We start from the raw sequence: 22215 nt of genomic DNA, 5'->3' as shown, positions 1-22215 counted from the left end.
TCTCGGGTTTACCCGAGAGCGGAATCTTGGTGCGCAAGTCGGGTAAACCCGACTTGCGTCGCTTCGAGACGCAGCGCTTCGCGCTGCTCCTCAGCATGAGGCCGGGAGAGAGCGCGTAGCGCACTACGGCAAGTTTGATCGGACAGCGCGATAAGCGTCGGCCAGCATGCCGAACGCACCTGACATTTTGTTCTTGATCCGTTTGCAAATCACGCTTAGACGCGATTCTGTCTTGCCCCGTCGAAGGCATCGTCGATCGCGACGCCCAATGACGGAGCAAGGTGCGGCCGCCGACAACGCGGACCGCGGATGGAGCGCCAGGAGGCGTCGGGCTCTTCGCACGGGCCCGCGCGCCCCGGGACCCCCACTGCCCTCACAGCATTGGGTCCCGGAAGCTCGGCGCGCAGGCCGGCCGATCGCAAGGCTGGCCTGACGGAGCCTCGCAAGCTCCGTGGCGCCTCCCGGCGCTCCATTCCTCTCCTGCTTTTGGGAGAGAGGAGGAAAACAGGGAGACGGGCGCACCCGGGCGTCCGAAAACAAATCCCCGGGCCGGCGGAGCGTTGGCTGTTTGAAAACTGAATCGGAAACAGGCGTGCGGCTGCGCGCTCACACGTGGTGCGCTGACACGTGGCAATCGCATGGATGGCGATCGCATGGCAGGACGATCACAACGGCGGCCGTTCCGCCACATCGTTGCGCGTCGCGTGACGGCGCGGTGTCAACGCCGCGGAAAGTTCGTGCCGGGCGTCACGTGCCGAAACCTTCGCGCCCGCGCGGCGTTCGGTTTGCATCCTTCAACAAACCTCCGGAGGTCTATCTTGCGCACACTCCTGTCGGCTGCCGCCATTGCCTCGCTGATCGGCTTCGCAAGCCCTGCTCTTGCCGATTTCGCGCCCGGAGGCTCGGTTCATCGCGCGGTCGAGACGGCGCGTTCGTTCGGCATGGTCGGCTTCAACGAGATCCAGTATTTCGACGGCAAGTGGGAGATCCAGGGGCGCGACATCCGCGGCAAGGACATCCACATGGACGTCGATGCCATCACAGGCGCGGTGATCAAGGTCGACCGGGATTGATCGCGCCGGGATTGATCGCGCAAGGGAGGACGCGCGCAAGCCGCGTCCTCCCGCGCCCGCGGAAGGCCGACGGAGCGCGCTCATTTGAGCGCCAGAAGAAACTGCCTGATGTTCTGCTGCATCGCGCGCTCATTGGCGATCCGCATCCGATCGGCCCCGATCGGCGAGTCGGACAACGTCGCGCTGGCCTTTGTCGAGATCGGATAGGTCGCGTTGACGCCCGGTCCCGACACCCGGTACGTCACCGACGCGGTGACATCGTAGGTGAGACCGATCAGCGGCTGCTCCAGATCCTGAATATCCGCGTCGACCTGGTATCTCGCCGCTCCACCGCTGGCGAGGTAGCCCTTGGCCTGAAGGCTGCCTTCGAGCGCGGCTTTGAACGGCTCGTTGGGAACGCCGGGCACCGTCAGCACATTCATCGGCTGCCCGCCATTGACCGTCCGCACCGCAACCGCGTTCCGGTATTTCGGATTGGAATTTCCGGTGGCCCCGACGTCGACCGTCATCGCGCCCTGCGTCGCGCAAGCCGCAAGTCCTGCCGCCAGGCAGGCAGCAATCACCAACTTCATTCTGTGCATTCGGACGCCCCCGACCCCACAGGTCCGTTATTTACCAAAGGTTGTACCAATGGCAAGATGCTCGGCAGGTCTGCTTCGGCGGGTTTTGAACCTTTGCGCCACGCCCGCGCACAAAGCGGCATGTCGGGCGCATTTCCATATCCGTATGTCTACGTGAATTCCGATGGTACGGCCCGCGAGCTGCACCGGAGCGAGCAGCGATATCTCCGGACCGAATTCAAGGGCGGCGACGGGGCCGCGCCTCACGTGAAATCGAGTTACGACGAACGCAACGGCTGGGGCGAACTTGCGGGATACATGCAGCGTGAACTCCTGCCGCAAGGAACGCCCATCGACCGCGCGCCGGCCGGCGATCCGCTGAAGCCGCTCCGTCGGGACGAGCACATCGCATGGCTGCGCAGCAAAGGCGTTGAAGTGATCGAAAACAGCGATGGCTCTTTCACCATGCTGGCACCGCGCATCACACCCTTATGAAGGCGTGGGATACACTTGTTCCTTTGATGTCTCAACCGGCTCGTGAGACAGGACCGTCGCCGCAGTCCGCGCCGTTGCGATCGCTTCGTCGTAACTCTGGAAATTGAGGCACACGTCCTCCTTCGTCCACACGGTCCATTGTCCGCTGCGCTTTCTGACTGCGTACATTTGTTTTCGCATCCCGCGTCCCTGTATTCGTCCACTAACGACAGACCGTCCCCGTAGTTTCTTTGGTGCATCGCACGGCCCTAATCAGGGGTTAAACCGATCGCATATTCACAGGGTATTGCACGGCAAAGACGCGATCGTTTTGAGCGGCCTCGAACGCAGGAAATGCGTGTCGATGTCAATCGACACGTTGCGGTATTCCATGACGGCGATGCGCACTGTCACAACAGCGGCGTGTTTGGAATCGCTCAAACTTAGCGCGCGAAGCCCTAAGCCCGCTGGCCGTGCTCGGCCATGCACGCTCGGTAGCGGTCGGTCTGCGCGCTGCCCCAAGTGTCGTTCTTGAGCGGCGCGGCCTCCTTGTTGCACTGGTGCAGCGCGCGCATGCGACGCTCCGCGTTCGCCGCGAGCCTGGGACCGATGGCCTGCAACGCGCGGTCAATCGCCTGCGCGTTGCCGTGAACGCCGGCTTGGGCATCGGCGTATGAAGCCGGCTCCCGCGCGAAAGCTGCGTTGGCCGTTGCAACGCTCAGCACCAGAGCGGCGGCGATGATTTTGATCTTCAGCATTGTTGTCTCTCACGTCTTCGGTGTCGCTCCCTTCGACACGAAAACCAGAACAGGTTCCTCGGCGTTCCGGCGCGTGAGATGACATCGCGGCAATAAAAAGCCGGACCGCCGCAGCTCGCGGCGATCCGGCTGGTCGTGACGTCGTGAATTTATTGCATCTGGCCGTGCTCGACCATGCAGCTCGAGAAGCTCTCGTTCTGCATGACGCCCCAATCCTTCTGCACCAGCCGGTTCATCTGGCCGCTGCACTCGCGGATCGCGGTCTCGCGAGCCTTGGTCATGACGAAGCCGTCGTTGCCACCACCGAAGTCGCCTTCGACAGCTTGCGCGTTTGCGTCGTGACCCGCACGCGACACATGCTTGTGCTTGTGAGCAGCCGCCGACGCAGGCGACGCTGCAGCGGCCACGGCAAGGCTCAAAGCCAGCGCAGCCGCCACATTTTTCAGACCGAACATCCCATTCTCTCCGTTTTTTTGATGTGCCCGCCCAGCAGCGCGGAGATGCAAATTTTTCTACCGGCGCACCAGCTGGCAGCGCGCAGCTGTGCGTTGCACAACCCGCATCGCGAGCGCGGAAGCGCTCGTCGCGTCATGATGGTGTCATGTGCGATTGTGGCGGCGGCGGCGTTCGTCAGAAAATTTGCGATGTTTCCGGCTTGCGGGAACTCACGTGCGTTTCGCGCGCTCACATCGATTTGAAAATCGCGCGAGATTTCGTGACGGCGTTGCTGCCCCATGCGATGGCGCAGCAACGCGGTCCCTTGCGCGCCAACATCCGCATCATTAAGTGCGGAGGTTGAGGGGATCGATTACAGGCGCATCTGCGGCCGCCCGCCCTTCTCGTTCTTCGGAACCTTGACCAGCGCCTCGCCGTCGAGAACGATTTCGCTTTCGACCGTGCACACGCAGGACAGTCGCGCGCGCGATTTTTCCGCCATCAGATCCGCGACCGTCACAGTGACCACGACGGTGTCCCCGATCTTCACCGGGGCACGGAAGTTCAGCGTCTGCGAGATATAGATCGCGCCCGGGCCGGGAAGCCGCGTGCCGAGCACGGCCGAGATCAGGCTCGCGGTGTAGAGGCCGTGCGCGATGCGCTTCTTGAATGTGGTGCGCGCCGCGAAGTGTTCTGACAGATGGATGGGGTTGCGGTCGCCGGTGAGCTGCGCGAAGCCGACCACGTCGGTGGCCGACACCATCTTCGTCAGCGTCTCCGTCATGCCGACCGAAAGGTCTTCGAAGAACAGTGTGCGAAGGGGCGGCAGATTTGAAGGCGGCGGGTTGCTGGGCGGCAAGCTCATACCGTCAGCATAGCGCAGCGCCGGCCGAGCGTCAGACCGAAAGAAACGGCCCGGCGTAACCGTCGCCGGGCAGTTTCGCTTTGAGCGGGAGTGTGATCAAGCGCGGTTGGCCGACGTGCGGCGAAGTTTCTTGAACTCTTTTTGCAGTCCCCGTTTGCAGGTTTGTTGTTTTTTGCGAGCGCCTGGTTTTTTCTGGATTTTGTTGTCAGTGCGTGACTGTTGGCACCTCGTCGTCGATCCAGTCTTCGTCGTCGTCCATCTGGGCCTGCATCGCCGAGAGCGTGGCAAGCGTGACGGCGCGCCGGTACGGGTTGGCGATGGGAGCCTGCGCGAGGTCGCGCGATTGGTCGTAAAGCACCTTGCCCAGCGTGCGCCCCCAGGTCAGCTCCAGCGCGGAGCGTTCACAGGTCGCCGCGATCGCAAGCCCGACCCGGTGCAGATGGGCCTTGTGGTAGCAGTACATGGCGAGATTGGCGCGCTGCGCCGCTGAGAAGCCCGAGACGAGCGCTGCGGCTTGGCCCTCGCCGGCGCGGTACAGGCGCTCGGCAAGCTCCGCCGGAACGGGCTGGTCGTTGTCGAATTGCGGGCCCTGCGGCCCGGTAGTGGCTTGGATCGTCCTGGTCCTCATGGCGTGCCTCCCTTGATCAGGCACGCCGAGAATCGCTCCACAACTCCTATCGAGCCCTTTAAATCCGCCTCGTGGCAATTACCGATCGGGAATCTACGTACTCCGCGAGGATTGGGTCACATCCGGGGCTAAGCTTCGTCTTCGGTCGGCAGCCGGCCGTGCGGCGTGAGTTTATCAATCGCGCCCGGCAGTTCGCGGCGCAGGCCCGCCAACAGCTCGTCGCGGGACATGCCGGTCTGATTGGCCACCGCGTCGATGTCGTCGATCCCGATCGACTTCGCGAGGTCGCCCTCCGAGATGTCATGGTTCTCACCGGTGCCGACCCACGATTGGGCGACGTGGCCCTGGCCGTTCTGCTGCATCTGCTGGAGCAGGCTGCCGAGCCCGCCGCTCAGGATGCTGCCGGCGGCGCCGCCGGCCAGCATGCCGCCGAGCGGCCCCTTCAGGAGATCACCGAGGCCGCCGCCGCTGCTGCCACCGCCCAGCGCATTGCCGAGACCGCCGCCACTGCCGCCGCCGCGCGCCGCACCACCGCCGCCCAGAAGCCCGCCGAGGACGTCGCCCAGCAGACCGCCGCCGCCCGCGGTCGTGCCGCCCGGCAATTGTTGCGGCGCTGGCGCTGGAGCCGGTGCATGGGGCGCCGGCTGGCCGCTGCCGCTCAGGTGCTTGTAGCCCTTGTAGGCAAGCAGGGCGAGGATCGCCATGGTCATCGGCGACACGCCACCTTTGGCATTGGGGTCGGTTTGACCGCGCGGCCCGTTCTGCATGCCATTGAGAATGTCGAGCAAACCCATCGGAGCCTCCTCCTGCTACCTTGCTGGAACCGGATGATCACGCCCGTATTGCGACCGTAAAATGACGGCAAACAGAGCCGGCCGCAATATCGCCGCGCTGATTGCAGCATCGCCCGCAAAAGCCTACGATTGGCTGCATCGCGAATGGAGGGCTGGCATGCTCCATATTCTATTGGTGGGCTTGGTTGCGGGCTTTCTCGCGCGGCTGATTTCACCAGGGCCGAACAATCCGACAGGATTTATCCTGACCATGGTGCTCGGCGTCGTCGGGGCGTTCCTCGCCACCTTCGTGGGACAGGCTGTCGGCCATTACTCGCCCGACCAAGGCGCAGGATATGTGACCGCGACCGTCGGCGCCGTGATTGTGCTGTTCATCTGGAACAGGCTGGTGGCGTCAGGACGCATCCGCGACCCCGGCGCACGCTGACGCGCGCCGGGTACGTCCCAGCTACTTGTCTTTCAGCTCGTTGTCCTTGGCTTCGGCGCGCTGCGCCGCGGGCCTTGCAGCAATTCGCGCCGAATAGGCAGCGAACTCCGGCCGCTCAGGCACCAGCTTGAAGATCGTGCCCCAGCGGACGTTCGAGCCGATCACCACGTCGGCCGCGGTGAACTGCTCGCCCAGAATCCAAGGCCCCTTCTCCACCGCCTTCGCCACCACGTTCATGACGGTGTCGAAATCGCCGTAGCCGAGCATCGCCCGGCGCGCTTCTTCCTTGCGGGGCGCGGCACGATCGATCACCGCAGGCTCGAAACAGCCCGGCCCGAAGAACAGCCATTTCAAATACGGCCCGCGGCGCGCATCGCCGAGCGGCACGTTGAGCTTCTTCTCGGGAAACGCATCGGCGAGATAGGTGCAGATCGCCGCGCTCTCGGTGATCACCACGTCGTTGTGCTTGATCGCCGGCACCTTGCCCATCGGATTGATGGCGAGATAGTCGGGCTTGAGCTGATCGCCCTCCGAAAGCTTGAGCAGCTTGATGTCGTAAGGCACGCCGAGCTCTTCCAGCATCCAAAGCGTGACGGACGAACGCGAGGGTGAAGCGTGGTACAGCGTGATGTCGGCCATGGTCACTCCATCAGGTCTTCAGTCGATGCTGCGGATTAGATCGCGAATGTGAGCGCAGCGTGACGCGTCATTGGACGGGCAGCCCATCGACAATCGTCTGAGCTTGCCGGACAAGGCCCGCAAAGCCTTTTTCCTTGGGCGCATGCTCGGCAAAGCAGCGGCGGAAGGCCGCGGCGCCCTGCTCACGGATCTTCGACGTGTCCGGCACGACTTTGGGCTTGCTTGGAGCGCGCTCGTAGACTTCGTTAGCTTTGCGGTCCGCCTTATCCCAGACCGCCTGGCAAGCCGCGAATGGCCCGAGCTTGGTGCTCGCCGGAACGCGCACCACGTAGAGCTTGCCACCTTGGATCACCGAGATGACCAATTCCTCCGGCTCCCACGGCCCGTCATCCTGAGCCCAGCCGCCGTACATGGCGTAGGCGGTGCTCGCTGCTGCCGGCTTCTTGATCGGCAGCTCGGCATATTTCGACAGCGTCGCATCCGAGTTCACCGCCTGAGTGTAGAACTCCTCGGACGCCAGCACCTTGGCTAGGTCTTGGGCTGGGTCTTGGGACATTTTGCGGTCGCCTGGTTTGCGATGGCGAAGCATCCAGGCCTTGAGCAGACCTTCGGTGGTGACAACCACCCGGGTCTTGTAGTCCTCGGATGCATACGCCAGCCCGTCGAGCATGTCGAAGCCTTGATCCTTGTCGGACAGCGCCTCGATATTGATTTTCGGCGTGGCTTTGATGCCGGGTACGGACAGCTTGGACGCCCCGATGATCTGTGCGAGCTGCTTCTGCAGCTCGGCCAAAGCCTTTTCCTGAATTTTGTCGACGCGATCGGTATCGGCGCCCTTCTTCTCAGCGGCGGCGACCTTACGGATCTGGGCATCGCGGGCTGCGAGATAGCTCTGCTCAAGAGACGCAGCAGCGGCGACCGAAGGAAATAGAAACAACAATGCAATCCATAGAATTTTCATTTTCAACCCGACAATTTGGCTTTTGAGCTATAGATGGTCGTTCTAAAATCACGAGACAAACATGCCCGACGAGATTCGCGATAACAAGGCGGAAAGCCGGTTTGAAATAGATGCCGACGGTGAACTCGCGGTCGCTTACTACAGGCGCGAGCCGGGCGTCATGATTTTCACCCACACCGAGACGCCCTACCGCCTTCAGGGCCAAGGCGTCGCATCGCGGCTCATCCGCGGTGCGCTGGAAGCCGCCCGCGCCGAGGGGCTGAAGGTCGTGCCGCGCTGCTCGTTCGTTTCGGCCTACATGGCGCGGCATCCAGAGTTCAACGACCTGCTGGCTTGAGGCTCATGGCCCGAAACAAAATGGCCCAAAGCAAAACGGCCCAAAACAAGATGACCAAAGACGTCTGGAAACGCTTTCGCGTTTCACCCGGCAGCCCCTCGGACCTGAGCCAGCGCGATCCTGGCGATCTCATGCTGTTTCCCGACCGTGACGAAGCCGAGAAGCAGAGCGTCAAGGACGGCGAGATCATCGACAAGCTGCAGGACAAGCTTTACGCCGAGCGCAAGCGTGCGCTGCTCGTTGTGCTGCAAGGCATCGACACCGCCGGCAAGGACGGCACCATCCGGCACGTCTTCAAAGAGACGAGCCCACTCGGCGTCGTGGTGAAGCCATTCCGGCGGCCAAGCGAGGTCGAAGCCGCGCATGATTTTCTGTGGCGCGCGCATATCGCAGCGCCCGAGAAGGGCTTCATCGGGGTATTCAACCGTTCGCACTACGAGGATGTTCTGGTGGGCCGGGTGCGCAAACTCGCTCCCAAGGACGAGATCGAGGCGCGCTACGATCAGATCAACGCCTTCGAGAAAATCCTCGCCGAGAACGGCATCGTCGTTCTCAAATTCATGCTGCACATCTCGAAAAAGGAACAAGGAGAGCGTTTGCAGGCGCGGCTCGACGAAAAGAAAAGCCGCTGGAAATTCAACGCGGACGATCTCGAAGACCGCAAGCATTGGGATGAGTACATGGCAGCCTACGAGATCATGCTGGATCGCTGCTCGACGCGCTCCGCGCCCTGGTACGTCATCCCGGCCGACCGCAAATGGGCGCGCAACGCGGCCATCGCCGCGATCATCCGCACAACGCTGGAAGAGATGGACCCCAAATATCCCAAGCCGCCCTGGGATCCCAAGAGTTTCGTGATCGATTAGGCCGCCGCGCGGCCGCGGCGCGGTCCGAAACGGGCGCGGATCAGGTCGATCGCAACCACGATCAAGCCTGCGCCTAGCACCAGCCAGCCGGGCCGGATCGACGTCAGATCGTCGAAGTCGAATGCGGTGCCGAGCACGCGAAGCGGCGAGACGTTGAACACGAGCCCGATGCCGATCGCTTCCGCTGCAAAGGTCAGCGCCGCAATCGCGACTGAAAGCACCAAAAGCTTCCAAGCCGGCAATTCGCCACGTGCCGTCTTGAACCGGATCAGCAGCCGATAGCCCATCATCCAGCCGAACAGCCCTGCAACGAAAGTCGGCACCGACACATCGGCCTTGGTTTGCTGAAAGAAATGGATCAGCGCGAGCAGCGCGATGCCGTAGACCACATTGTGCAGCGTTTGCCAGCGCTTGCCGCCGAGCCTGCGCACCATGCCGTCGGTCGAGGTGATCGCGAGCACAGCCAGGCCGAGCAGCGCGGCAAAGCCGATGGTCAGGTAAAGCCGCAGCGCGATCTCGCTTGCGACCTTCCACAGATCGAACATCTGATCGGCGATGTAGAGCGAGATATGCGTCGCCGCGTAGACGAAGGCGCCGACGCCGATCATCCGGCGCACGTCGAGCAATTGGCCGAAGCGGCCGATCCGCCGCAGCGGCGTGATCGCAAGCGACACCAGGAGAAAGATAAGCGCCCAAAAGCCGGTGCGGTGGATGACGTTGTTGAGCGGCCGGGCGCCGAAGCCTTCGGTGTTCAAATCGTAGGTCGCGATGGCGACCGGTACGAGAAGGAACAACAGCGCCGCGATGCGGAGCGGCGAAACACGCCCGGCCGAATCGAGCCAGAGCTGCCAAGGCGCCTTCAACCGCTTGCGACCCGGCACGGCGGGCCTTGTCGCCGCAGATCCGGGCATCGCGCCTTGTATGGATGTGGTCGCCTCGCTCATTGAAAAGCGCGTAACACGGCCGGCGCGAGCGCGCCAATAACGCTTTGCTATGAATTGAGCGGGCCGAAATGACGGCTTTGTGATCGGTTGCAACGCGGCAAAGCGCGCGGCTTTTCCGGCAGGCACGCCGGTGGTAGCCTTCTATCGAACAACGAAGTGCCGGGAGGATTCGATGCGCGCTGCGCGTTTGGGCATCCCGCTCATATTCGCGATCGTACTCGCGGCCGTCCTCCCTGCGAGGGCCGAGCCGGTGAAAGTCCGCGTCGGCTGGATCACGGCGCCGGCTTCCATGGTGCCGCTGTTGTTCCTCGCGCCCGGCGCGGCCAAACATCTCGGCAAGTCGTACACGTTCGAGCCCCTCAACTTCGGCTCGTCGACACTGCAGATCACCGCGATCAGCCAGGGCGAGATCGATATCGCCGCGTTCGGCTATACGAGCTTCCCGCTGGCGATTCAAAACGGCGGCCTCTCCGACCTTCGCATCATCGCCGACGAGATCATCGACGGCGCACCGGGCTACTACGCGACGCAATACTTCGTGCGGAAAGACTCCGGCATCGAGAAGATCGCCGACATGAAGGGCAAGGTGATCGCCACCAACGGGCTCGGCAGCGGCGTCGATATCGCGATGCGCTCGGCGTTGAGCAAAGCCGGCCTGGAGGCGAAGCGCGACTACACGGTGATCGAGGCGCCCTTCCCGACCCACAAGGCGATCCTCAAAGAGAAGAAGGCCGACCTCGTGGTCGGCGTGCTGCCATTCTCATTTGATCCGGAATTGAACGAATTCGCCAAACCCTTGTTCAACACTCAAACCGGCATCGGCAGTATCGCGCTGTCGTTCTGGGCAGCGCGCAAGGGCTTCATCGATAAGAACCGCGCCGCGCTCGTTGATCTCTTGGAAGACACCAGCTCAGCGCTGCGCTGGTACTACGATCCGAAGAACCGCGAGCAGGCGGTGGCGATCGTCGCGGGCTATCTGAAGCGGCCGGCGGCAGGTTTCGACAGCTGGATCTTCACCAAGCGCGACTTCTATCGCGACATGGACGCCAAACCCGATCTCAAGGTGGTGCAGTCGAGCGTCGATAAGGTCAAAGAGCTCGGTTTTATCAAGGACACGCTCGAGGTCGGCAAATTTGCCGATCTCAGCCTGGTCGACGAAGCGGCCAAACGGCGGCATTGACGGAATAACGGAACCAAACCGGGAGTCTGAGATTTGTTGTTCTTAACATGAGGTCGCGGCGCCGGGGGTCGGCGGCCAACTTCCTGCCCCCAGCCTGACGATGTCGCGGCCGCTTTGCTCTAACGCAAGGAGGTACGGCAATGGCATCCTCTCATATTCTCGTGGGCGCGAGCGAACACGCAGCCGCGCCCACGGTCCGCAGCATTTCGCCGGGCGATCTCGCCGACGCACTGGAAGCGGGCTGGCATGATTTTTCCGCGATGCCAAGTCACGCCGTGTTCCTGTGCGTGATCTATCCGGTCATCGGCATTCTCGCGGCGGCGCTCACGCTCGGCTATGCCTTCGTGCCACTGCTGTTCCCTGCCGCCGCAGGCTTCGCCCTGCTCGGACCGGTTGCCGCGCTTGGCCTTTATGAACTGAGCCGGCGACGCGAAGCCGGTCTCGAGCCTTCCGCCACCGATGCGTTCGAGGTGCTGCGCTCGCCTTCGCTCGGCGCCATCGTCGCACTCGGCCTGATGCTGGCGGTGATCTTCCTGGCCTGGATGGCGACCGCGAATGCCATCTACACGACTTACTTCGGCTACGGTTCCCCGGCCTCGATCAGTCAGTTCGTCCACGACCTGTTCTTCACCCGCGCCGGCTGGAGCCTGATCGTGGTCGGCAACATCGTCGGCCTGGTGTTTGCGATCGGCGCGTATCTCATCAGCGCGGTGTCGTTCCCGCTGCTGCTCGACCGCGACGTCGGCGCGGCGGGCGCGATGCTGACGTCGCTCCGCGTCATCGTAAAAAACCCGACGACCATGGCCCTGTGGGGCCTGATCGTCGCGGCGTTGCTCATCATCGGGACGATCCCGCTGTTCCTTGGTCTCGCGGTGGTGTTGCCGGTGCTCGGCCATGCGACCTGGCACCTCTACCGCAAAGCCGTGGTCGCCGATCAAAGCCCGCGCGCCGAATTCCTGCCGCGGCCGCCGGGAAAGCACTACGCCGCGCAGTTCCCGGTGTCGCTGTTCAAGCGATCCGAGGACTGACGGCCGTCACAGACCGAGCTTGGCCGCGAGGTCTTCGAGATCGCGGCCAGCCACATCGACCTGAATTTTGGGCCCGGACTCGCCCTTGCCGGGCCCATGTTCGTTGGGGCGCGCGATGTGGCCGGTGCGAAGCCCGTTTTTCGCCGCATGCGACAGATCGTTGGAATGGGCTGCGATCATCATGCAGTCTGACGGAGCGAGATCGAACGCCTCGCAGGCCGCGAGATAGACCCGCGGCTTGGGCTTGAAGTCGCCGGCAATCTCCGAGCCGAGGATCGCGTCCCACGGGAAGCCATTGCGCCGGGCAAGATCGACCATCAGCGAGATGTTGCCGTTCGACACTGGCGCAATCAGGCAGCGTGCCTTGAGCCGCTTCAGGCCGGCTGCCGAATCCGGCCACGCGTCCAGCCGGTGCCAGGCGAGATTGAGATGCCGCTTGGTGTCCTCGGACAGGCCGGAAACATTGAAGCGCGGCAGAATGTTCTCGAGATTGTGCCGGTGCAGAATGTCGAGCCGGCAGAATGGCAGCCGGCCGCTGCGGATTTCCTCCATCGCCGGCTGATATTCGCCGCGCCACGCTTCCGCGAAAGCCAGCCAATCGAGCCGATGGCCGAGCGGTTTCAGAATTGCCTCGGCCTCGCGGGCAATGCTGGTGCGCCAATCGACCAACGTTCCGAACACGTCGAAGAAACAGGCTTTGGGCGGCTGCATTCAGTTCTCCCGGATCGCCCATGATGTCGTTCGGATCGGGTTTGTCGAGGGCCTATCAGCCGTTTGGGGCGTTGCTATAGTTCGCCCGTCAAAAATCAGAACGAGGAGGATGGCGTGTCGTATCCAAGCTTGATCGCGGAAACCGTTTCGTTCCAGGGATACAACGGCGACAAGGGCGATGCCTATTACGCGCGGCCGACCGGCAACGCCAAGGTCGGCGGCGTGGTCGTCATCATGCATATGCCCGGATGGGACGAGTGGATCATCGAGACCACGCGCAAACTCGCCCATCACGGCTACGCGGCGATCTCGCCTCACCTCTACTTCCGCGAAGGCACCGGCAGCCCGGACGATCTCGGCGCCCGCGTGCGCGCGGCCGGCGGCGTGCCCGACGACACCGTGGTGGGTGACGTCGAAGGCTGCATGAAGTATCTGCGCGCGCAGCCCAACTCCAACGGTAAGGTCGGGGTGATCGGCTTCTGCTCCGGTGGCCGCCACACTTACCTCGCGGGCTGCAGGCTCAAAGGCATCGACGCGCTGGTCGACTGCTGGGGCGGCAACGTGGTTGTCGACGATCCCAAGGCGCTCAACGCCAAGCGACCGGTCGCGCCGATCGATCTCACCGACAAGATGACCGCGCCCCTGCTCGGCCTGTTCGGCAACGACGACGAGAACCCAAACGCCGATCAGGTCAACCGCACCGAAGCGGCACTGAAGAAGCTCGGCAAGACGTATGAATTCCACCGCTATGACGGCGCCGGTCACGCCTTCTTCAACTACGGCCGCGCGCCCGCCTATCGCGGCGACCAGGCCGCCGACGGCTGGAAGAAGGTCTTTGCCTTCTTCAAGAAGCACCTCGGCTGATCCCGCACCGGAGAAACGTCATGTGCTCTTACATCGTGGAAAAGGCCAAGCTCTATGGCACCGCCAAGGGACCGGGCAGCGAATGGATGAAGGTCGATACCGCCAACGTCTATTACGACCATCCTTACGAGGCCCAACTCGATCACGCACTGTGCGTCGACTTCATCTGCGAGGCCGACGGCGGACGTGAGCGCGTCGCCATCGAAATCTCGCGAGAGTCGGCGCTGGAATTGATCGAAAAGATCAAGGCTGCGCTCGCGAGCGGCGACGACGCGCATGGCAAGGCGGTCGATGCGAAATGCTCGCTGGCCGGCTCGAAGACGGAGGTCGCGGCGCTGTTTTGAATCGGTCGTGCAACAGCTTCTTCACCTCTCCCATGGGGATAGGTCGACACGGTTTATCGAGACAGTTAAGCCCCCTCACCCCGACCCTCTCCCCGCTGGGGAGAGGGAGTTCACGACCGACGCCGCAATAGCTTTCGATCCAACCAAATCGCGCTCAAACCTCACGCCGGCAGCCGCTCGGCCTCGACCTCGCAGGGCAACGTCGCCGGCGTCGGCAGCGCGCCGTCTTGCCGCTCATAGCCCACGACGCGCAATACGCCGCTCGCCGGGCACATCTCCAGCGCCATGCGCGTGTAGGGATTGAGCACCGGCGGCGCGACCCAGCTGAAGCTGTCGCGCACGAACGAGCCTTTGAACGAGGCGAGCCCTTGCCGGCGCGCCACGCTCTTGGCGGTCGCCTGCTTGTAACTCGTGGTCAGCATCTGATTGGCGCTGATCCGCCCTTCCCAGCCGGACTGCGGTTCCAGCCAGTCGTTCGCCGCGCCGAAGTCGTCGATACGCGTCGTGAAATCGTTCTCGGTGCGCTCGATGACGCAGCGCTCGCCCTTGTGGCACCCGACGAGCGTGAAGATCACCGGCCGTGCGATCGGGGTCACCTCGAGCATCCGCTTGGCTTCGTGATAGTCGGAGGCCTCCTCGAACACGAAGCGCAGCAACTGATCGGGCGGGATGGAGCGCTGCCACAGCAGCGTGCCGAGCCCGTTCAGCGCAAAGTCCAGCGGGCGCAGCAGGCGCATATGCGTGCGACGCCGCAGCGGGCCCTGGTTGATCGAAGCGCCGAACCGGCCCGGCGCGAGCCCGCTCAACACGCCGACATAGCCGGGCCATGTCACGCTGAAGAACTCGCCAGCCGCACCCGGCATCCGCGCGATCTCGACATAGCGGCCGAGCCCTGGGAACGGCCAGTCGAGTGTGCGGGCGAGCCACGGCACGCCGGCCTCCTCGCGCGCCAGCGCCGTGCAGGACCACTGGTAGGAGCCGTTGAGGAACCAGATACCGGGAAAGCCCAGCGCCACCGCAATGGCCTCGATCTCCAAGACATAGGGCGACTGCGAGCGTTTGAGCCAGCGCCGCGCCATGCGATCGAGCAACGGCATCGCGGCGCGCGCCGGCGCCGGCAACCAGCTGACGCAGGTGTCGCGCAATCCACGCGCCCGGATGCGGCCTTCGCGGGCATGCTGGAGCGCTCCGCCGTCGCGGGCATCGATCACAGGAATGGACGGCAGGCTTGGCGTCACGAGAACTCCCACACAACGACTTGCACAATGACTTGCCGGAAGAACAAGGGGGAGACTAGGATTCAATCAATTCCAATAAAAGCGGCCAAAGGAAGGAAATGCAGAGGATCGCGGCGCACGCCTGCATGGCGCTTTTGCTATTGCTGCGGGCGGCCGGCGAGCCCTGCTCCGCGGAAACCTATCCCAATCGGCCGATCGAATTGGTGGTTCCCTTCGTGGCTGGAGGCACCACCGACACGGTGGCGCGGCTGATCGCGCAACGCCTGACCGACAGTTGGTCGTTCCCCGCGATCGTCAGCAACCGCCCGGGCGGCGGCAGCACGATCGGCACGAGCCTGGTGGCGAAGGCGCCGCCCGACGGCCACACGCTGCTGGTCACCACCATCGCCTTTGCGATCAATGCCAGCCTGCAAAAGCAGCCCTACGATGCTCTCAACGATTTCGTGGCGATCAGCGAACTCGCCTCGATCCCGTTGATGCTGGTGGTTCACCCGTCACTGCCGGTGACCAACGTCAAGGAGTTCATCGCGTATTCCAAAGCGCAGCCGGCCGGTCTCGATTACGCCTCGTCCGGCCCTGGCACCTCGACGCATCTGGCGGCCGAGATGTTCAACGCCATGACCGGATCGAAGCTCGTGCATGTGCCGTTCAAGGGCAATGCCGAGGTGCTCAATGCGCTGCTCGGCGGCCACGTCAAATCGCATTTCGCGCTGACCGCCTCGACCTTGCAGCACGTGCGATCCGGCGCGCTGCGGGCGCTCGCGGTCACAACCGAAAAGCGGCTGCCCGATCTGCCCGATGTGCCGACCATCGCCGAGCTCGGCTATCCGGACTACGAGATCAGCTCGTGGCAGGGCGTGTTCGTGCCGGCCGGAACACCAAAGGAAATCGTCGGCCGTCTCAATCGGGAAATCGTCGCGATGCTCAAGACGCCCGAGGTCGAGGCGCGCATTCTCCGCGAGGGCGCCATTCCGGTGGGCAGTTCGCCGGAGGAATTCGCGACACGGTTCAAGAACGAAGTGGCGAAATGGGCGCGGGTCGCCAAGAGCGCCGGACTTACGACGCAATAATCATTCCCGCGCGTGCTGCGAGCGGCACATCGCCCACAACACGGCGATCAAAACAACGTTGAGCGCGGCGAAGACGGTCAGCACCGCCATCGTCGCGTCCGCACCCTGTCGCTCGATCAGCAGCGCGCCTGCCGATGGCGCCAGTGCCTGCGCGATCAGACTCGGAAACGCCAATCGCCCCATCAGCGTCGCGTACCGTTTTGGGCCAAACAGTGCGAGCGGCAATGTGCCCGCGCGATCCACATGATGCCATAACCGCCGCCATAGACCAGGATGGTGAGCCACAGCAGCGGCAGACCGCCAACTAGCATCGTCAGGCCGACCAGCATCGCCGTGCAGGACGCCATCATGGTCCAGATCGGATGGTAGTTCGCGCCGAACAGCCGCTCGATCACTCGCGCCCCCACCTGAGCAGGCCCGAACAGCGTGCCAAGAGTGATCGCGAAGGCAAAGCTCGCTCCGCGCTCCTGAAGAAAAACCATCATGTGCACGATCATGATGGAGCCAATGGCTGCGGAAATCGTGAGGATCGAGGCGAGCAACAGCAGGATCGGCCAATCGTTGCCGGGCGATGTGCCTGCGGAACGTTCGGCCGCCACGGCACCCACAGCCTCCACAGGACCCGGCTCGCTGAACGGCGATTGCGCCAACGGTGGCATCACCGACATCTGCAACGGCAGGCAGATGATCAGATGCAGGGCTGCATACGCCAGACAAGCGCTCCGCCAGCCGAATGTTTCAGCGAGAAACGCGCTCAACGGCCAGCACACGGTCGAGGCGAAACCGCCGAACAGCGTCAGGTTCGTGATGGGTGCGCGCGCATCCTTGCCATAGAGCTTGCCGAGGGCCGCGAACACGGCGTCGTAGAGGCCTGTGCCCATGCCGCCGCCCAGCAGAATCCATCCAAGCAGGTAGAACGGCAAACTTGGCGCGAGACCGATGCAGCTCAGGCCTGCGGCGTAGAGCAGCGATGAGACCGCGAGCACAGGCCGGCCGCCGTGCCGATCGATGATGCTGCCGACCTTCGGGGCAATCAGGCCGGCCATCAAGAGACCGACCGAAGTGCCGCTGACGACCCATGACAATGGCCAACCGGTGTCAGCAACGATCGGCGGCGCGAGCACTGCAGGGAAATAGAACGACGTTCCCCAGCCGAGAATCTGGGCGATACCGAGTGCTGTGACGGTGACGGGGCGCGAGGCTTGCATCGACCGACGAATTTGCCCGCCCTGACGCAGTTTACGCCACCCCAAATTCGCAGCCCTGCTCTCGCGCGACACGACAGCGCCCACGGACCGCTGCTAAGCTTCGTGCAAAGGCCGCCGGAATTGGCGACATCAGGGAGGATGCGATGCGCGTGTTTACGGCTGCCCTGCTGTCGCTTTCGGTCTCGGTGGCCGCGCACGCGCAGACCGTCAGTCCCGAGTCCGCCAAGGACTATCCAAACCGCGCCATCCACATCGTCGTGCCCTTCCCGGCCGGCGGGCCCGCCGACGTCACGGCGCGGATCGTGGCGCAGCGGATGAACGAGGATTGGGGCCAGCCGGTCATCGTCGACAACCGGCCGGGCGGCAACACCGTGATCGGCGCGCAAGCCGTGGCCAAGGCAGCACCCGATGGCTACACGCTGCTGATGGCGATCGACTCCACGCTGGTGATGAACCAGTTTCTCTACAAGTCGCTGCCCTACGATCCGATCAACGACTTCGCGCCGATCACCACCACGACCAAGACCATCTCGGTGCTGGCGGTGTCGGCGCAAACCGGACCGCAATCGGTGCGGGACCTGATTGCGAAGGCCAAGGCCGCGCCGGGCAAGCTCAACTACGGCGCCGGCACGATCACGGCGCAGCTCATGGGCTGGCGCTTTCACAAGGCCGCGGGCCTCGACATCGTCTATGTGCCCTTCAAGGGCACGCCGGAAACCACCAACGGCTTGCTGACCGGCAGCGTCGACCTCATCTATGCATCGCAGGTCACCGTGGGCCCGCTGATTGACGGTGGCAGGGTACGGGCGCTGGCACGGCTCGATCGGGTCGCACCCGCCTCGATAGCCGATGTTCCAACGCTGGCGGACGCGGCCGGCTTGCCCGGCCTGGAGGACATGTCGGTCTGGCTGGGGCTCGTCGCGCCCAAAGGCACGCCCAAGCCGGTTATCGACAAGCTCCAGCGCAAGGTCGCCGAGATCCTGACCGACCCGGCCATCCGGGAGAAATCGGAACGGGCTGGCGCCTTTCCGGTGATCAAGAGCCCGGCGGAGTTCGGCGGCTTCATCCGCGAGGAGGCCGACCGCTGGTCGCGGGTGCTGAAGGAAACCGGCATCAAATACGATTGAAAGCCTGGTTTTCCGCTTCCCAAGCCATGGATTGGGCCGGCTCCCTGCTGTCATCTCGCAGCAGCGAAGATGTTGTTTTGCACTGCAAATTTTCGTGTTAAATTCGACCGCCTGGAAGAAACATTATTCTAATCCGAGGGTCAAAATTCCTTCCCTTAACCAGTTATTTCCTACGGCATGCGCTTAAATCATTGCTGCGTCGCAACAAATGCGCTTCCGCCGGAACCCACTCAGTATTATGTATTCCACGCAATGAAGGACGGAATCATCCGGTCCTTTCAAAGGATTAACGACAATGTTGCTGACTCACCTGTTAGGCGTCTATCGGCAGTGGCGCCGCTACAACGACAGCCTTCGCGAGCTCAACCGGCTCGGCGATCGCGAGCTTGCCGACATCGGTATCACCCGGGGTGACATCCCCCGCGTGGCCTGGGAAAGCTCCGAGCACTAATCCGCTCAGAGCCCCATCAGACAGCGCCCGCCCCACGGCGGGCGCTTTCGTATTTGGCACCCTCTCAGGCCGCCGCTCAGGCGCCTTCCAGGCCCTTGGATTTGAGCACGGAGGCCGCCGACGGCCCGGTCAGCACCTTGATGAAGGCCTTGGCGGCTTCGGCCTCCTTGGCATGGGCGCCGACGCCAACCGCATAGACCGTGTAGTTCTGGATCTCGGCCGGCAGCGGCCCGACCAGGGTCACGCCGGGCTGGCCGATGATCTCACCGATCTGGTGGATGCCGATCTCGGCCTCGCCCGCTTTGACCAGGTCCGACACGTGGCCGCCCTTCTGGAGCTTGGCCTTCGGCTTGATGTGGTCGGCAATGCCGAGCTTCACCAGGAGGTCCGCCACGTAGATGCCGCTCGAGCCGCCGCTTGCCGGATCGATGTAGCCCACGGTCTTGGCCTTCAGCAGCGCCTGCTTGAACGCGTCGACCGTGCCGATGTCCGGCTTCGGAGCGCCCTCCTTCACCATCACGCCGACGCCGACCTTGCCGACCCGCGCATTGCTGCCCGCCGCGATCTTGCCGGACTTGATGTAGTCATCGATGCCCTTGGGCGAGAGCACCAGCACATCGAAGGCCTCGCCGTCGTCGACCCGCTTCTGAAGCTGGCCGACGGTGCCGTTGTCGACCACGACCTTGTTGCCGGTCGCCTTCTCGTATTCCGGCACCAGCGCCAGCAGGACCTGCTTGAACGCACCGGTGGTGAGCACCTTGATTTCGGCTGCTGATGCCGGCTGCGCCATGATCCCCACCATCCCAAATATGGCTCCGACCAGGAGCCCGCTGCTGCGCTTCATCGTCGCCTCCAAGGAACTGCGATCGGGGCGGAGAATGCAGGATTGGGGACCCATCCTCAATCCCAACAAATGCATTGTCGGCCCGGCGTAGCCCGCTTAGGTAATCGACATGTCATCACCCATTCACATCATCGGCGGCGGGCTGTCGGGCTCCGAGGCGGCCTGGCAGGTCGCCAGCCTAGGCGTGCCGGTGGTGCTGCACGAGATGCGGCCAGTGCGGCAGACCGACGCCCACCGCACCGACGGCCTCGCCGAGTTGGTCTGTTCCAATTCGCTGCGTTCCGATGACCGGGAGACCAACGCGGTCGGGCTCCTCCACGAGGAGATGCGGCGGCTCAATTCGCTGGTGATGCGGGCCGCGGACGGCAACCAGGTGCCGGCCGGCGGGGCGCTCGCGGTCGACCGCGACGGCTTTTCGGCGGCCATCACCGCGGCGATCGAAGGCCATCCGCTGATCGAGATCGTGCGCGAGGAAATCGCGGAATTGCCGGAAGCGTGGGACAGCGTGATCGTCGCGACCGGCCCCCTCACCTCGCCGGCGCTGGCGCAGTCGGTCGGCGCCATGACCGGCGAAAGCTCGCTCGCGTTCTTCGACGCGATCGCGCCGATCGTGCATCGCGATAGCATCGACATGAACGTGGCGTGGTTCCAGTCGCGCTACGACAAGGCCGGCCCTGGCGGCTCGGGCGCCGACTACATCAACTGCCCGATGGACCGCACGCAGTACGAGGCCTTCGTCGCGGCGCTGATCGCGGGCGACAAGACGCAATTCCACGAGTGGGAAAAGTCCACGCCCTATTTCGATGGCTGCCTGCCGATCGAGGTGATGGCCGAGCGCGGCGTCGAGACCCTGCGGCACGGACCGATGAAGCCCGTGGGCCTCACCAATCCGCACAATCCGCAGGTCAAGGCCTACGCCATCGTGCAGCTTCGCCAGGACAACAAGCTCGGCACGCTGTTCAACATGGTCGGCTTCCAGACCAAGCTGAAGCATGGCGAGCAGACCCGCGTGTTCCGCACCATTCCGGCACTGGAGCGCGCCGAGTTCGCCCGCCTTGGCGGCCTGCATCGCAACACCTTCCTGAATTCGCCGAAGTTGCTCGACGAAACGCTGCGCCTGAAAAGCGCGCCGCGGCTCCGCTTTGCGGGCCAGATCACCGGGAGCGAGGGCTATGTCGAGTCCGCCGCGGTCGGCCTCATGGCCGGGCGCTTCGCCGCGGCCGAACGGCGCGGCGAGACGTTTCTGCTGCCCCCGAAGACCACGGCGCATGGCGCGTTGCTCAGCTACATCACCGGCGACCACATCGACACCATCGATTCCGGGCCGCGCTCGTATCAGCCGATGAACGTCAACTTCGGGCTGTTCCCGCCGCTGAAGCAGATTCCAACCAAGGCGCCCGACGGCACGCGCCTGAAAGGCCCCGCCAAGACGGTCGCCAAGAAACGCGCGATGACCGCGCGAGCCCTGACCGATCTCGACCAGTGGATCGGCGGCGCACGGGCCGCCGCCGAATAGTCAGAACGCCTTGCGCAGGCTGCGGCGCGCCGCAAGCCACAGCGTCCATTGCCGTCGCCATTGCGGCAGCTCCGACGGTGCGAACGGCTGATAGCTTCGCCGTTCCATGCGGCCGAGCGCGGGCCGCACCAAGGCAACCGGCAAAAGCGCCGGCAGGACTTCGGCCGGCACCGCGCTCAGGTTTTCCCGCACTGAGGTGAGATGCTGCCGTGCGCGGAGCCGCAATTCAGCAAGCACGGCGCGAAGCTCAGAGGTCGCTTTGCCGGCGAAAACATCGTTGGTCTGCGCATTGTGACGGTGCATCAGGTCGGCCGGCAGATACAGCTGGCCGCGCGACGCATGGATCGGCAGCGCCTTGATGAGCCCTACGACCGCATAGGCGATGCCGGCGTGCTCCGCCGCCTCGGCGATCTCCGGATCGCGGCCGTCGCGGAGGATACGCGCCGCAAGCTCGATCAGCACCGAGGACGTCTCTTTCGCGTAGCGCTCCAGATCGTCGAGGCTTGCCATCGGCTCGTCATAGAGATCGAACGCGCGGGCATCGATCAAGCCGGTCAGCGCCAGCGGCGGCAATCGATAACGCACTACGGTGCTGCGGAGCGCTGCCGCCACCGGATGCGCGTCGATGTCGCCGCGGCCCATGCCGCCCAGAACTTCGCGCCACCACTGCAGCCGGATTTCACCGGGCATCGGCTCGCGGGCCAACTCGCGCGTGCGCGCCACCTCGAGATTAAAGGCGTAGAGCGCGTGAAGCGGACGCCTATATTTGGCTGGAACAAAAAGCGTCGCGAGGAAGCGATCCTTGTCGCCTTCGCGCACCAGCGCCTCGCAATGATCGAACGCATCGGCCATATCGGCAACGTAGCGAGATTC

Annotated in this window: 29 protein-coding genes; 13 read left to right on the top strand and 16 right to left on the bottom strand. The window is 63.8% G+C overall.

Translation table 11 applies throughout. The features are described from left to right. The first annotated feature begins 818 nt into the window (after positions 1-818). Positions 819-1073 (top strand): PepSY domain-containing protein, encoded by a 255-nt coding sequence (locus RHPLAN_RS40155; RefSeq protein WP_068020693.1) that lies wholly within the window; start codon positions 819-821, stop codon positions 1071-1073. Positions 1074-1153: 80 nt separating this feature from the next. Here RHPLAN_RS40155 and RHPLAN_RS18695 read toward each other — a convergent pair whose 3' ends face one another. After that, a complete protein-coding gene (locus RHPLAN_RS18695; protein WP_068020691.1) occupies positions 1154-1645 on the bottom strand; it encodes a hypothetical protein in 492 nt (163 codons plus the stop codon). Between the two features lie 3 nt (positions 1646-1648). On the opposite strand from RHPLAN_RS18695, the gene RHPLAN_RS18690 reads away from it, so the two are divergent. Next, positions 1649-2128: a hypothetical protein gene (locus tag RHPLAN_RS18690; protein WP_157100344.1), complete on the top strand. Its 480-nt coding sequence runs from the start codon at positions 1649-1651 to the stop codon at positions 2126-2128. Positions 2129-2565: 437 nt separating this feature from the next. Here RHPLAN_RS18690 and RHPLAN_RS18685 read toward each other — a convergent pair whose 3' ends face one another. From RHPLAN_RS18685 to RHPLAN_RS18665, 6 genes are all read right to left on the bottom strand, one after another. After that, positions 2566-2865 (bottom strand): hypothetical protein, encoded by a 300-nt coding sequence (locus RHPLAN_RS18685; protein WP_068020688.1) that lies wholly within the window; start codon positions 2863-2865, stop codon positions 2566-2568. 149 nt (positions 2866-3014) lie between these two features. Beyond that, on the bottom strand, positions 3015-3320 hold the full coding sequence (locus RHPLAN_RS18680) for a hypothetical protein (RefSeq protein ID WP_068020687.1): 306 nt from the start codon (positions 3318-3320) through the stop codon (positions 3015-3017). Next, positions 3308-3616 carry a hypothetical protein gene (locus RHPLAN_RS39450; RefSeq protein WP_157100343.1) on the bottom strand — a complete coding sequence of 103 codons (309 nt, stop codon included), beginning with the start codon at positions 3614-3616 and terminating at the stop codon, positions 3308-3310. The genes RHPLAN_RS18680 and RHPLAN_RS39450 overlap by 13 nt, the downstream gene beginning before the upstream one ends. A 57-nt stretch (positions 3617-3673) precedes the next feature. After that, entirely contained in the window at positions 3674-4165 is a 492-nt protein-coding gene (locus tag RHPLAN_RS18675; protein WP_068020685.1) for a MaoC family dehydratase, read from the bottom strand. A 205-nt stretch (positions 4166-4370) separates the two neighbouring features. Further along, entirely contained in the window at positions 4371-4793 is a 423-nt protein-coding gene (locus RHPLAN_RS18670; protein WP_068020683.1) for a hypothetical protein, read from the bottom strand. A gap of 128 nt (positions 4794-4921) precedes the next feature. After that, positions 4922-5587, bottom strand: a complete 666-nt coding sequence (locus RHPLAN_RS18665) for a YidB family protein (protein ID WP_068020681.1) — start codon at positions 5585-5587, stop codon at positions 4922-4924. Positions 5588-5744: 157 nt separating this feature from the next. On the opposite strand from RHPLAN_RS18665, the gene RHPLAN_RS18660 reads away from it, so the two are divergent. Next, a complete protein-coding gene (locus tag RHPLAN_RS18660; RefSeq protein ID WP_068031469.1) occupies positions 5745-6014 on the top strand; it encodes a GlsB/YeaQ/YmgE family stress response membrane protein in 270 nt (89 codons plus the stop codon). Between the two features lie 21 nt (positions 6015-6035). Here the strand turns inward: RHPLAN_RS18660 and RHPLAN_RS18655 are convergent, their stop codons facing one another. Both RHPLAN_RS18655 and RHPLAN_RS18650 read right to left on the bottom strand, forming a co-directional pair. Next, on the bottom strand, positions 6036-6653 hold the full coding sequence (locus RHPLAN_RS18655; RefSeq protein ID WP_068020679.1) for a glutathione S-transferase family protein: 618 nt from the start codon (positions 6651-6653) through the stop codon (positions 6036-6038). Between the two features lie 67 nt (positions 6654-6720). Continuing rightward, on the bottom strand, positions 6721-7590 hold the full coding sequence (locus tag RHPLAN_RS18650; RefSeq protein ID WP_157100342.1) for a hypothetical protein: 870 nt from the start codon (positions 7588-7590) through the stop codon (positions 6721-6723). Positions 7591-7675: 85 nt separating this feature from the next. Between RHPLAN_RS18650 and RHPLAN_RS18645 the strand changes: the two genes are divergently transcribed. Both RHPLAN_RS18645 and RHPLAN_RS18640 read left to right on the top strand, forming a co-directional pair. Further along, positions 7676-7951: a GNAT family N-acetyltransferase gene (locus tag RHPLAN_RS18645; RefSeq protein ID WP_068020675.1), complete on the top strand. Its 276-nt coding sequence runs from the start codon at positions 7676-7678 to the stop codon at positions 7949-7951. A gap of 20 nt (positions 7952-7971) precedes the next feature. Beyond that, the gene (locus RHPLAN_RS18640; protein ID WP_157100341.1) at positions 7972-8817 is read left to right on the top strand and encodes a PPK2 family polyphosphate kinase; all 846 of its coding nucleotides are present in this window, start codon (positions 7972-7974) and stop codon (positions 8815-8817) included. Here RHPLAN_RS18640 and msrQ read toward each other — a convergent pair. Beyond that, on the bottom strand, positions 8814-9698 hold the full coding sequence (msrQ, locus tag RHPLAN_RS18635; protein WP_068020672.1) for a protein-methionine-sulfoxide reductase heme-binding subunit MsrQ: 885 nt from the start codon (positions 9696-9698) through the stop codon (positions 8814-8816). The two genes, RHPLAN_RS18640 and msrQ, sit on opposite strands and share 4 nt — an antisense overlap. A gap of 235 nt (positions 9699-9933) precedes the next feature. Here msrQ and RHPLAN_RS18630 point away from each other — a divergent pair, with 235 nt between their 5' ends. Both RHPLAN_RS18630 and RHPLAN_RS18625 read left to right on the top strand, forming a co-directional pair. After that, positions 9934-10941 (top strand): ABC transporter substrate-binding protein, encoded by a 1008-nt coding sequence (locus tag RHPLAN_RS18630; protein WP_157100339.1) that lies wholly within the window; start codon positions 9934-9936, stop codon positions 10939-10941. Positions 10942-11081: 140 nt separating this feature from the next. Continuing rightward, on the top strand, positions 11082-11969 hold the full coding sequence (locus tag RHPLAN_RS18625; protein ID WP_068020668.1) for a DUF2189 domain-containing protein: 888 nt from the start codon (positions 11082-11084) through the stop codon (positions 11967-11969). Between the two features lie 6 nt (positions 11970-11975). Here the strand turns inward: RHPLAN_RS18625 and RHPLAN_RS18620 are convergent, their stop codons facing one another. Next, on the bottom strand, positions 11976-12680 hold the full coding sequence (locus RHPLAN_RS18620; RefSeq protein ID WP_068020666.1) for a haloacid dehalogenase type II: 705 nt from the start codon (positions 12678-12680) through the stop codon (positions 11976-11978). 114 nt (positions 12681-12794) lie between these two features. Between RHPLAN_RS18620 and RHPLAN_RS18615 the strand changes: the two genes are divergently transcribed. Next, on the top strand, positions 12795-13544 hold the full coding sequence (locus RHPLAN_RS18615; protein WP_068031463.1) for a dienelactone hydrolase family protein: 750 nt from the start codon (positions 12795-12797) through the stop codon (positions 13542-13544). Positions 13545-13564: 20 nt separating this feature from the next. Next, positions 13565-13888, top strand: a complete 324-nt coding sequence (locus tag RHPLAN_RS18610; protein WP_068020664.1) for a DUF6295 family protein — start codon at positions 13565-13567, stop codon at positions 13886-13888. A 161-nt stretch (positions 13889-14049) separates the two neighbouring features. Here RHPLAN_RS18610 and RHPLAN_RS18605 read toward each other — a convergent pair whose 3' ends face one another. Continuing rightward, entirely contained in the window at positions 14050-15126 is a 1077-nt protein-coding gene (locus RHPLAN_RS18605) for an Ntn hydrolase family protein (RefSeq protein ID WP_157100338.1), read from the bottom strand. Positions 15127-15224: 98 nt separating this feature from the next. Here RHPLAN_RS18605 and RHPLAN_RS18600 point away from each other — a divergent pair, with 98 nt between their 5' ends. Then, positions 15225-16196 (top strand): tripartite tricarboxylate transporter substrate binding protein, encoded by a 972-nt coding sequence (locus tag RHPLAN_RS18600; protein WP_068020660.1) that lies wholly within the window; start codon positions 15225-15227, stop codon positions 16194-16196. On the opposite strand, the gene RHPLAN_RS40950 is transcribed toward RHPLAN_RS18600, so the two are convergent. Both RHPLAN_RS40950 and RHPLAN_RS18595 read right to left on the bottom strand, forming a co-directional pair. Continuing rightward, positions 16197-16379, bottom strand: coding sequence for a hypothetical protein (locus RHPLAN_RS40950; protein WP_335341070.1), 183 nt, complete (start codon positions 16377-16379; stop codon positions 16197-16199). It abuts the gene before it with no gap. Further along, complete coding sequence (locus tag RHPLAN_RS18595; RefSeq protein ID WP_335341069.1) at positions 16379-17404, bottom strand: MFS transporter; 1026 nt, start codon at positions 17402-17404, stop codon at positions 16379-16381. Before RHPLAN_RS18595 ends, RHPLAN_RS40950 begins: the two co-directional genes overlap by 1 nt. A 143-nt stretch (positions 17405-17547) precedes the next feature. Between RHPLAN_RS18595 and RHPLAN_RS18590 the strand changes: the two genes are divergently transcribed. Together RHPLAN_RS18590 and RHPLAN_RS38435 are read left to right on the top strand one after the other, a co-directional pair. Further along, positions 17548-18531: a Bug family tripartite tricarboxylate transporter substrate binding protein gene (locus tag RHPLAN_RS18590; RefSeq protein ID WP_068020658.1), complete on the top strand. Its 984-nt coding sequence runs from the start codon at positions 17548-17550 to the stop codon at positions 18529-18531. A gap of 295 nt (positions 18532-18826) precedes the next feature. Next, positions 18827-18982, top strand: a complete 156-nt coding sequence (locus RHPLAN_RS38435) for a DUF1127 domain-containing protein (RefSeq protein ID WP_084245159.1) — start codon at positions 18827-18829, stop codon at positions 18980-18982. 76 nt (positions 18983-19058) lie between these two features. Here the strand turns inward: RHPLAN_RS38435 and modA are convergent, their stop codons facing one another. Continuing rightward, entirely contained in the window at positions 19059-19826 is a 768-nt protein-coding gene (modA, locus tag RHPLAN_RS18585; RefSeq protein ID WP_198165028.1) for a molybdate ABC transporter substrate-binding protein, read from the bottom strand. Positions 19827-19929: 103 nt separating this feature from the next. On the opposite strand from modA, the gene trmFO reads away from it, so the two are divergent. Next, positions 19930-21342 (top strand): methylenetetrahydrofolate--tRNA-(uracil(54)-C(5))-methyltransferase (FADH(2)-oxidizing) TrmFO, encoded by a 1413-nt coding sequence (gene trmFO, locus RHPLAN_RS18580; protein ID WP_198165083.1) that lies wholly within the window; start codon positions 19930-19932, stop codon positions 21340-21342. Here trmFO and RHPLAN_RS18575 read toward each other — a convergent pair whose 3' ends face one another. Continuing rightward, positions 21343-22194: a phytoene/squalene synthase family protein gene (locus tag RHPLAN_RS18575; protein ID WP_068020652.1), complete on the bottom strand. Its 852-nt coding sequence runs from the start codon at positions 22192-22194 to the stop codon at positions 21343-21345. It abuts the gene before it with no gap. Between the last annotated feature and the right edge of the window lie 21 nt (positions 22195-22215).

Source organism: Rhodoplanes sp. Z2-YC6860, assembly GCF_001579845.1.
GTDB lineage: Bacteria > Pseudomonadota > Alphaproteobacteria > Rhizobiales > Xanthobacteraceae > Z2-YC6860.
This window is presented reverse-complemented; position numbering and strand designations above follow the sequence as displayed.

What these genes read in the sequence shown, in the direction of transcription:
- RHPLAN_RS18695 (WP_068020691.1), bottom strand. Translation starts at nt 1,645, where the DNA reads ATGAAGTTGGTGATTGCTGCCTGCCTGGCGGCAGGACTTGCGGCTTGC.
- RHPLAN_RS18630 (WP_157100339.1), top strand. Translation starts at nt 9,934, where the DNA reads ATGCGCGCTGCGCGTTTGGGCATCCCGCTCATATTCGCGATCGTACTC.
- RHPLAN_RS18665 (WP_068020681.1), bottom strand. Translation starts at nt 5,587, where the DNA reads ATGGGTTTGCTCGACATTCTCAATGGCATGCAGAACGGGCCGCGCGGT.
- RHPLAN_RS18670 (WP_068020683.1), bottom strand. Translation starts at nt 4,793, where the DNA reads ATGAGGACCAGGACGATCCAAGCCACTACCGGGCCGCAGGGCCCGCAA.
- RHPLAN_RS18610 (WP_068020664.1), top strand. Translation starts at nt 13,565, where the DNA reads ATGTGCTCTTACATCGTGGAAAAGGCCAAGCTCTATGGCACCGCCAAG.
- RHPLAN_RS18590 (WP_068020658.1), top strand. Translation starts at nt 17,548, where the DNA reads ATGCGCGTGTTTACGGCTGCCCTGCTGTCGCTTTCGGTCTCGGTGGCC.
- modA (WP_198165028.1), bottom strand. Translation starts at nt 19,826, where the DNA reads ATGAAGCGCAGCAGCGGGCTCCTGGTCGGAGCCATATTTGGGATGGTG.
- RHPLAN_RS18675 (WP_068020685.1), bottom strand. Translation starts at nt 4,165, where the DNA reads ATGAGCTTGCCGCCCAGCAACCCGCCGCCTTCAAATCTGCCGCCCCTT.
- RHPLAN_RS18620 (WP_068020666.1), bottom strand. Translation starts at nt 12,680, where the DNA reads ATGCAGCCGCCCAAAGCCTGTTTCTTCGACGTGTTCGGAACGTTGGTC.
- RHPLAN_RS18655 (WP_068020679.1), bottom strand. Translation starts at nt 6,653, where the DNA reads ATGGCCGACATCACGCTGTACCACGCTTCACCCTCGCGTTCGTCCGTC.
- RHPLAN_RS18660 (WP_068031469.1), top strand. Translation starts at nt 5,745, where the DNA reads ATGCTCCATATTCTATTGGTGGGCTTGGTTGCGGGCTTTCTCGCGCGG.
- RHPLAN_RS18640 (WP_157100341.1), top strand. Translation starts at nt 7,972, where the DNA reads ATGGCCCAAAGCAAAACGGCCCAAAACAAGATGACCAAAGACGTCTGG.
- RHPLAN_RS18645 (WP_068020675.1), top strand. Translation starts at nt 7,676, where the DNA reads ATGCCCGACGAGATTCGCGATAACAAGGCGGAAAGCCGGTTTGAAATA.
- RHPLAN_RS18685 (WP_068020688.1), bottom strand. Translation starts at nt 2,865, where the DNA reads ATGCTGAAGATCAAAATCATCGCCGCCGCTCTGGTGCTGAGCGTTGCA.
- RHPLAN_RS18595 (WP_335341069.1), bottom strand. Translation starts at nt 17,404, where the DNA reads ATGCAAGCCTCGCGCCCCGTCACCGTCACAGCACTCGGTATCGCCCAG.
- RHPLAN_RS18625 (WP_068020668.1), top strand. Translation starts at nt 11,082, where the DNA reads ATGGCATCCTCTCATATTCTCGTGGGCGCGAGCGAACACGCAGCCGCG.
- RHPLAN_RS18600 (WP_068020660.1), top strand. Translation starts at nt 15,225, where the DNA reads ATGCAGAGGATCGCGGCGCACGCCTGCATGGCGCTTTTGCTATTGCTG.
- RHPLAN_RS40950 (WP_335341070.1), bottom strand. Translation starts at nt 16,379, where the DNA reads ATGGGGCGATTGGCGTTTCCGAGTCTGATCGCGCAGGCACTGGCGCCA.
- RHPLAN_RS38435 (WP_084245159.1), top strand. Translation starts at nt 18,827, where the DNA reads ATGTTGCTGACTCACCTGTTAGGCGTCTATCGGCAGTGGCGCCGCTAC.
- RHPLAN_RS18680 (WP_068020687.1), bottom strand. Translation starts at nt 3,320, where the DNA reads ATGTTCGGTCTGAAAAATGTGGCGGCTGCGCTGGCTTTGAGCCTTGCC.
- RHPLAN_RS18575 (WP_068020652.1), bottom strand. Translation starts at nt 22,194, where the DNA reads ATGGCCGATGCGTTCGATCATTGCGAGGCGCTGGTGCGCGAAGGCGAC.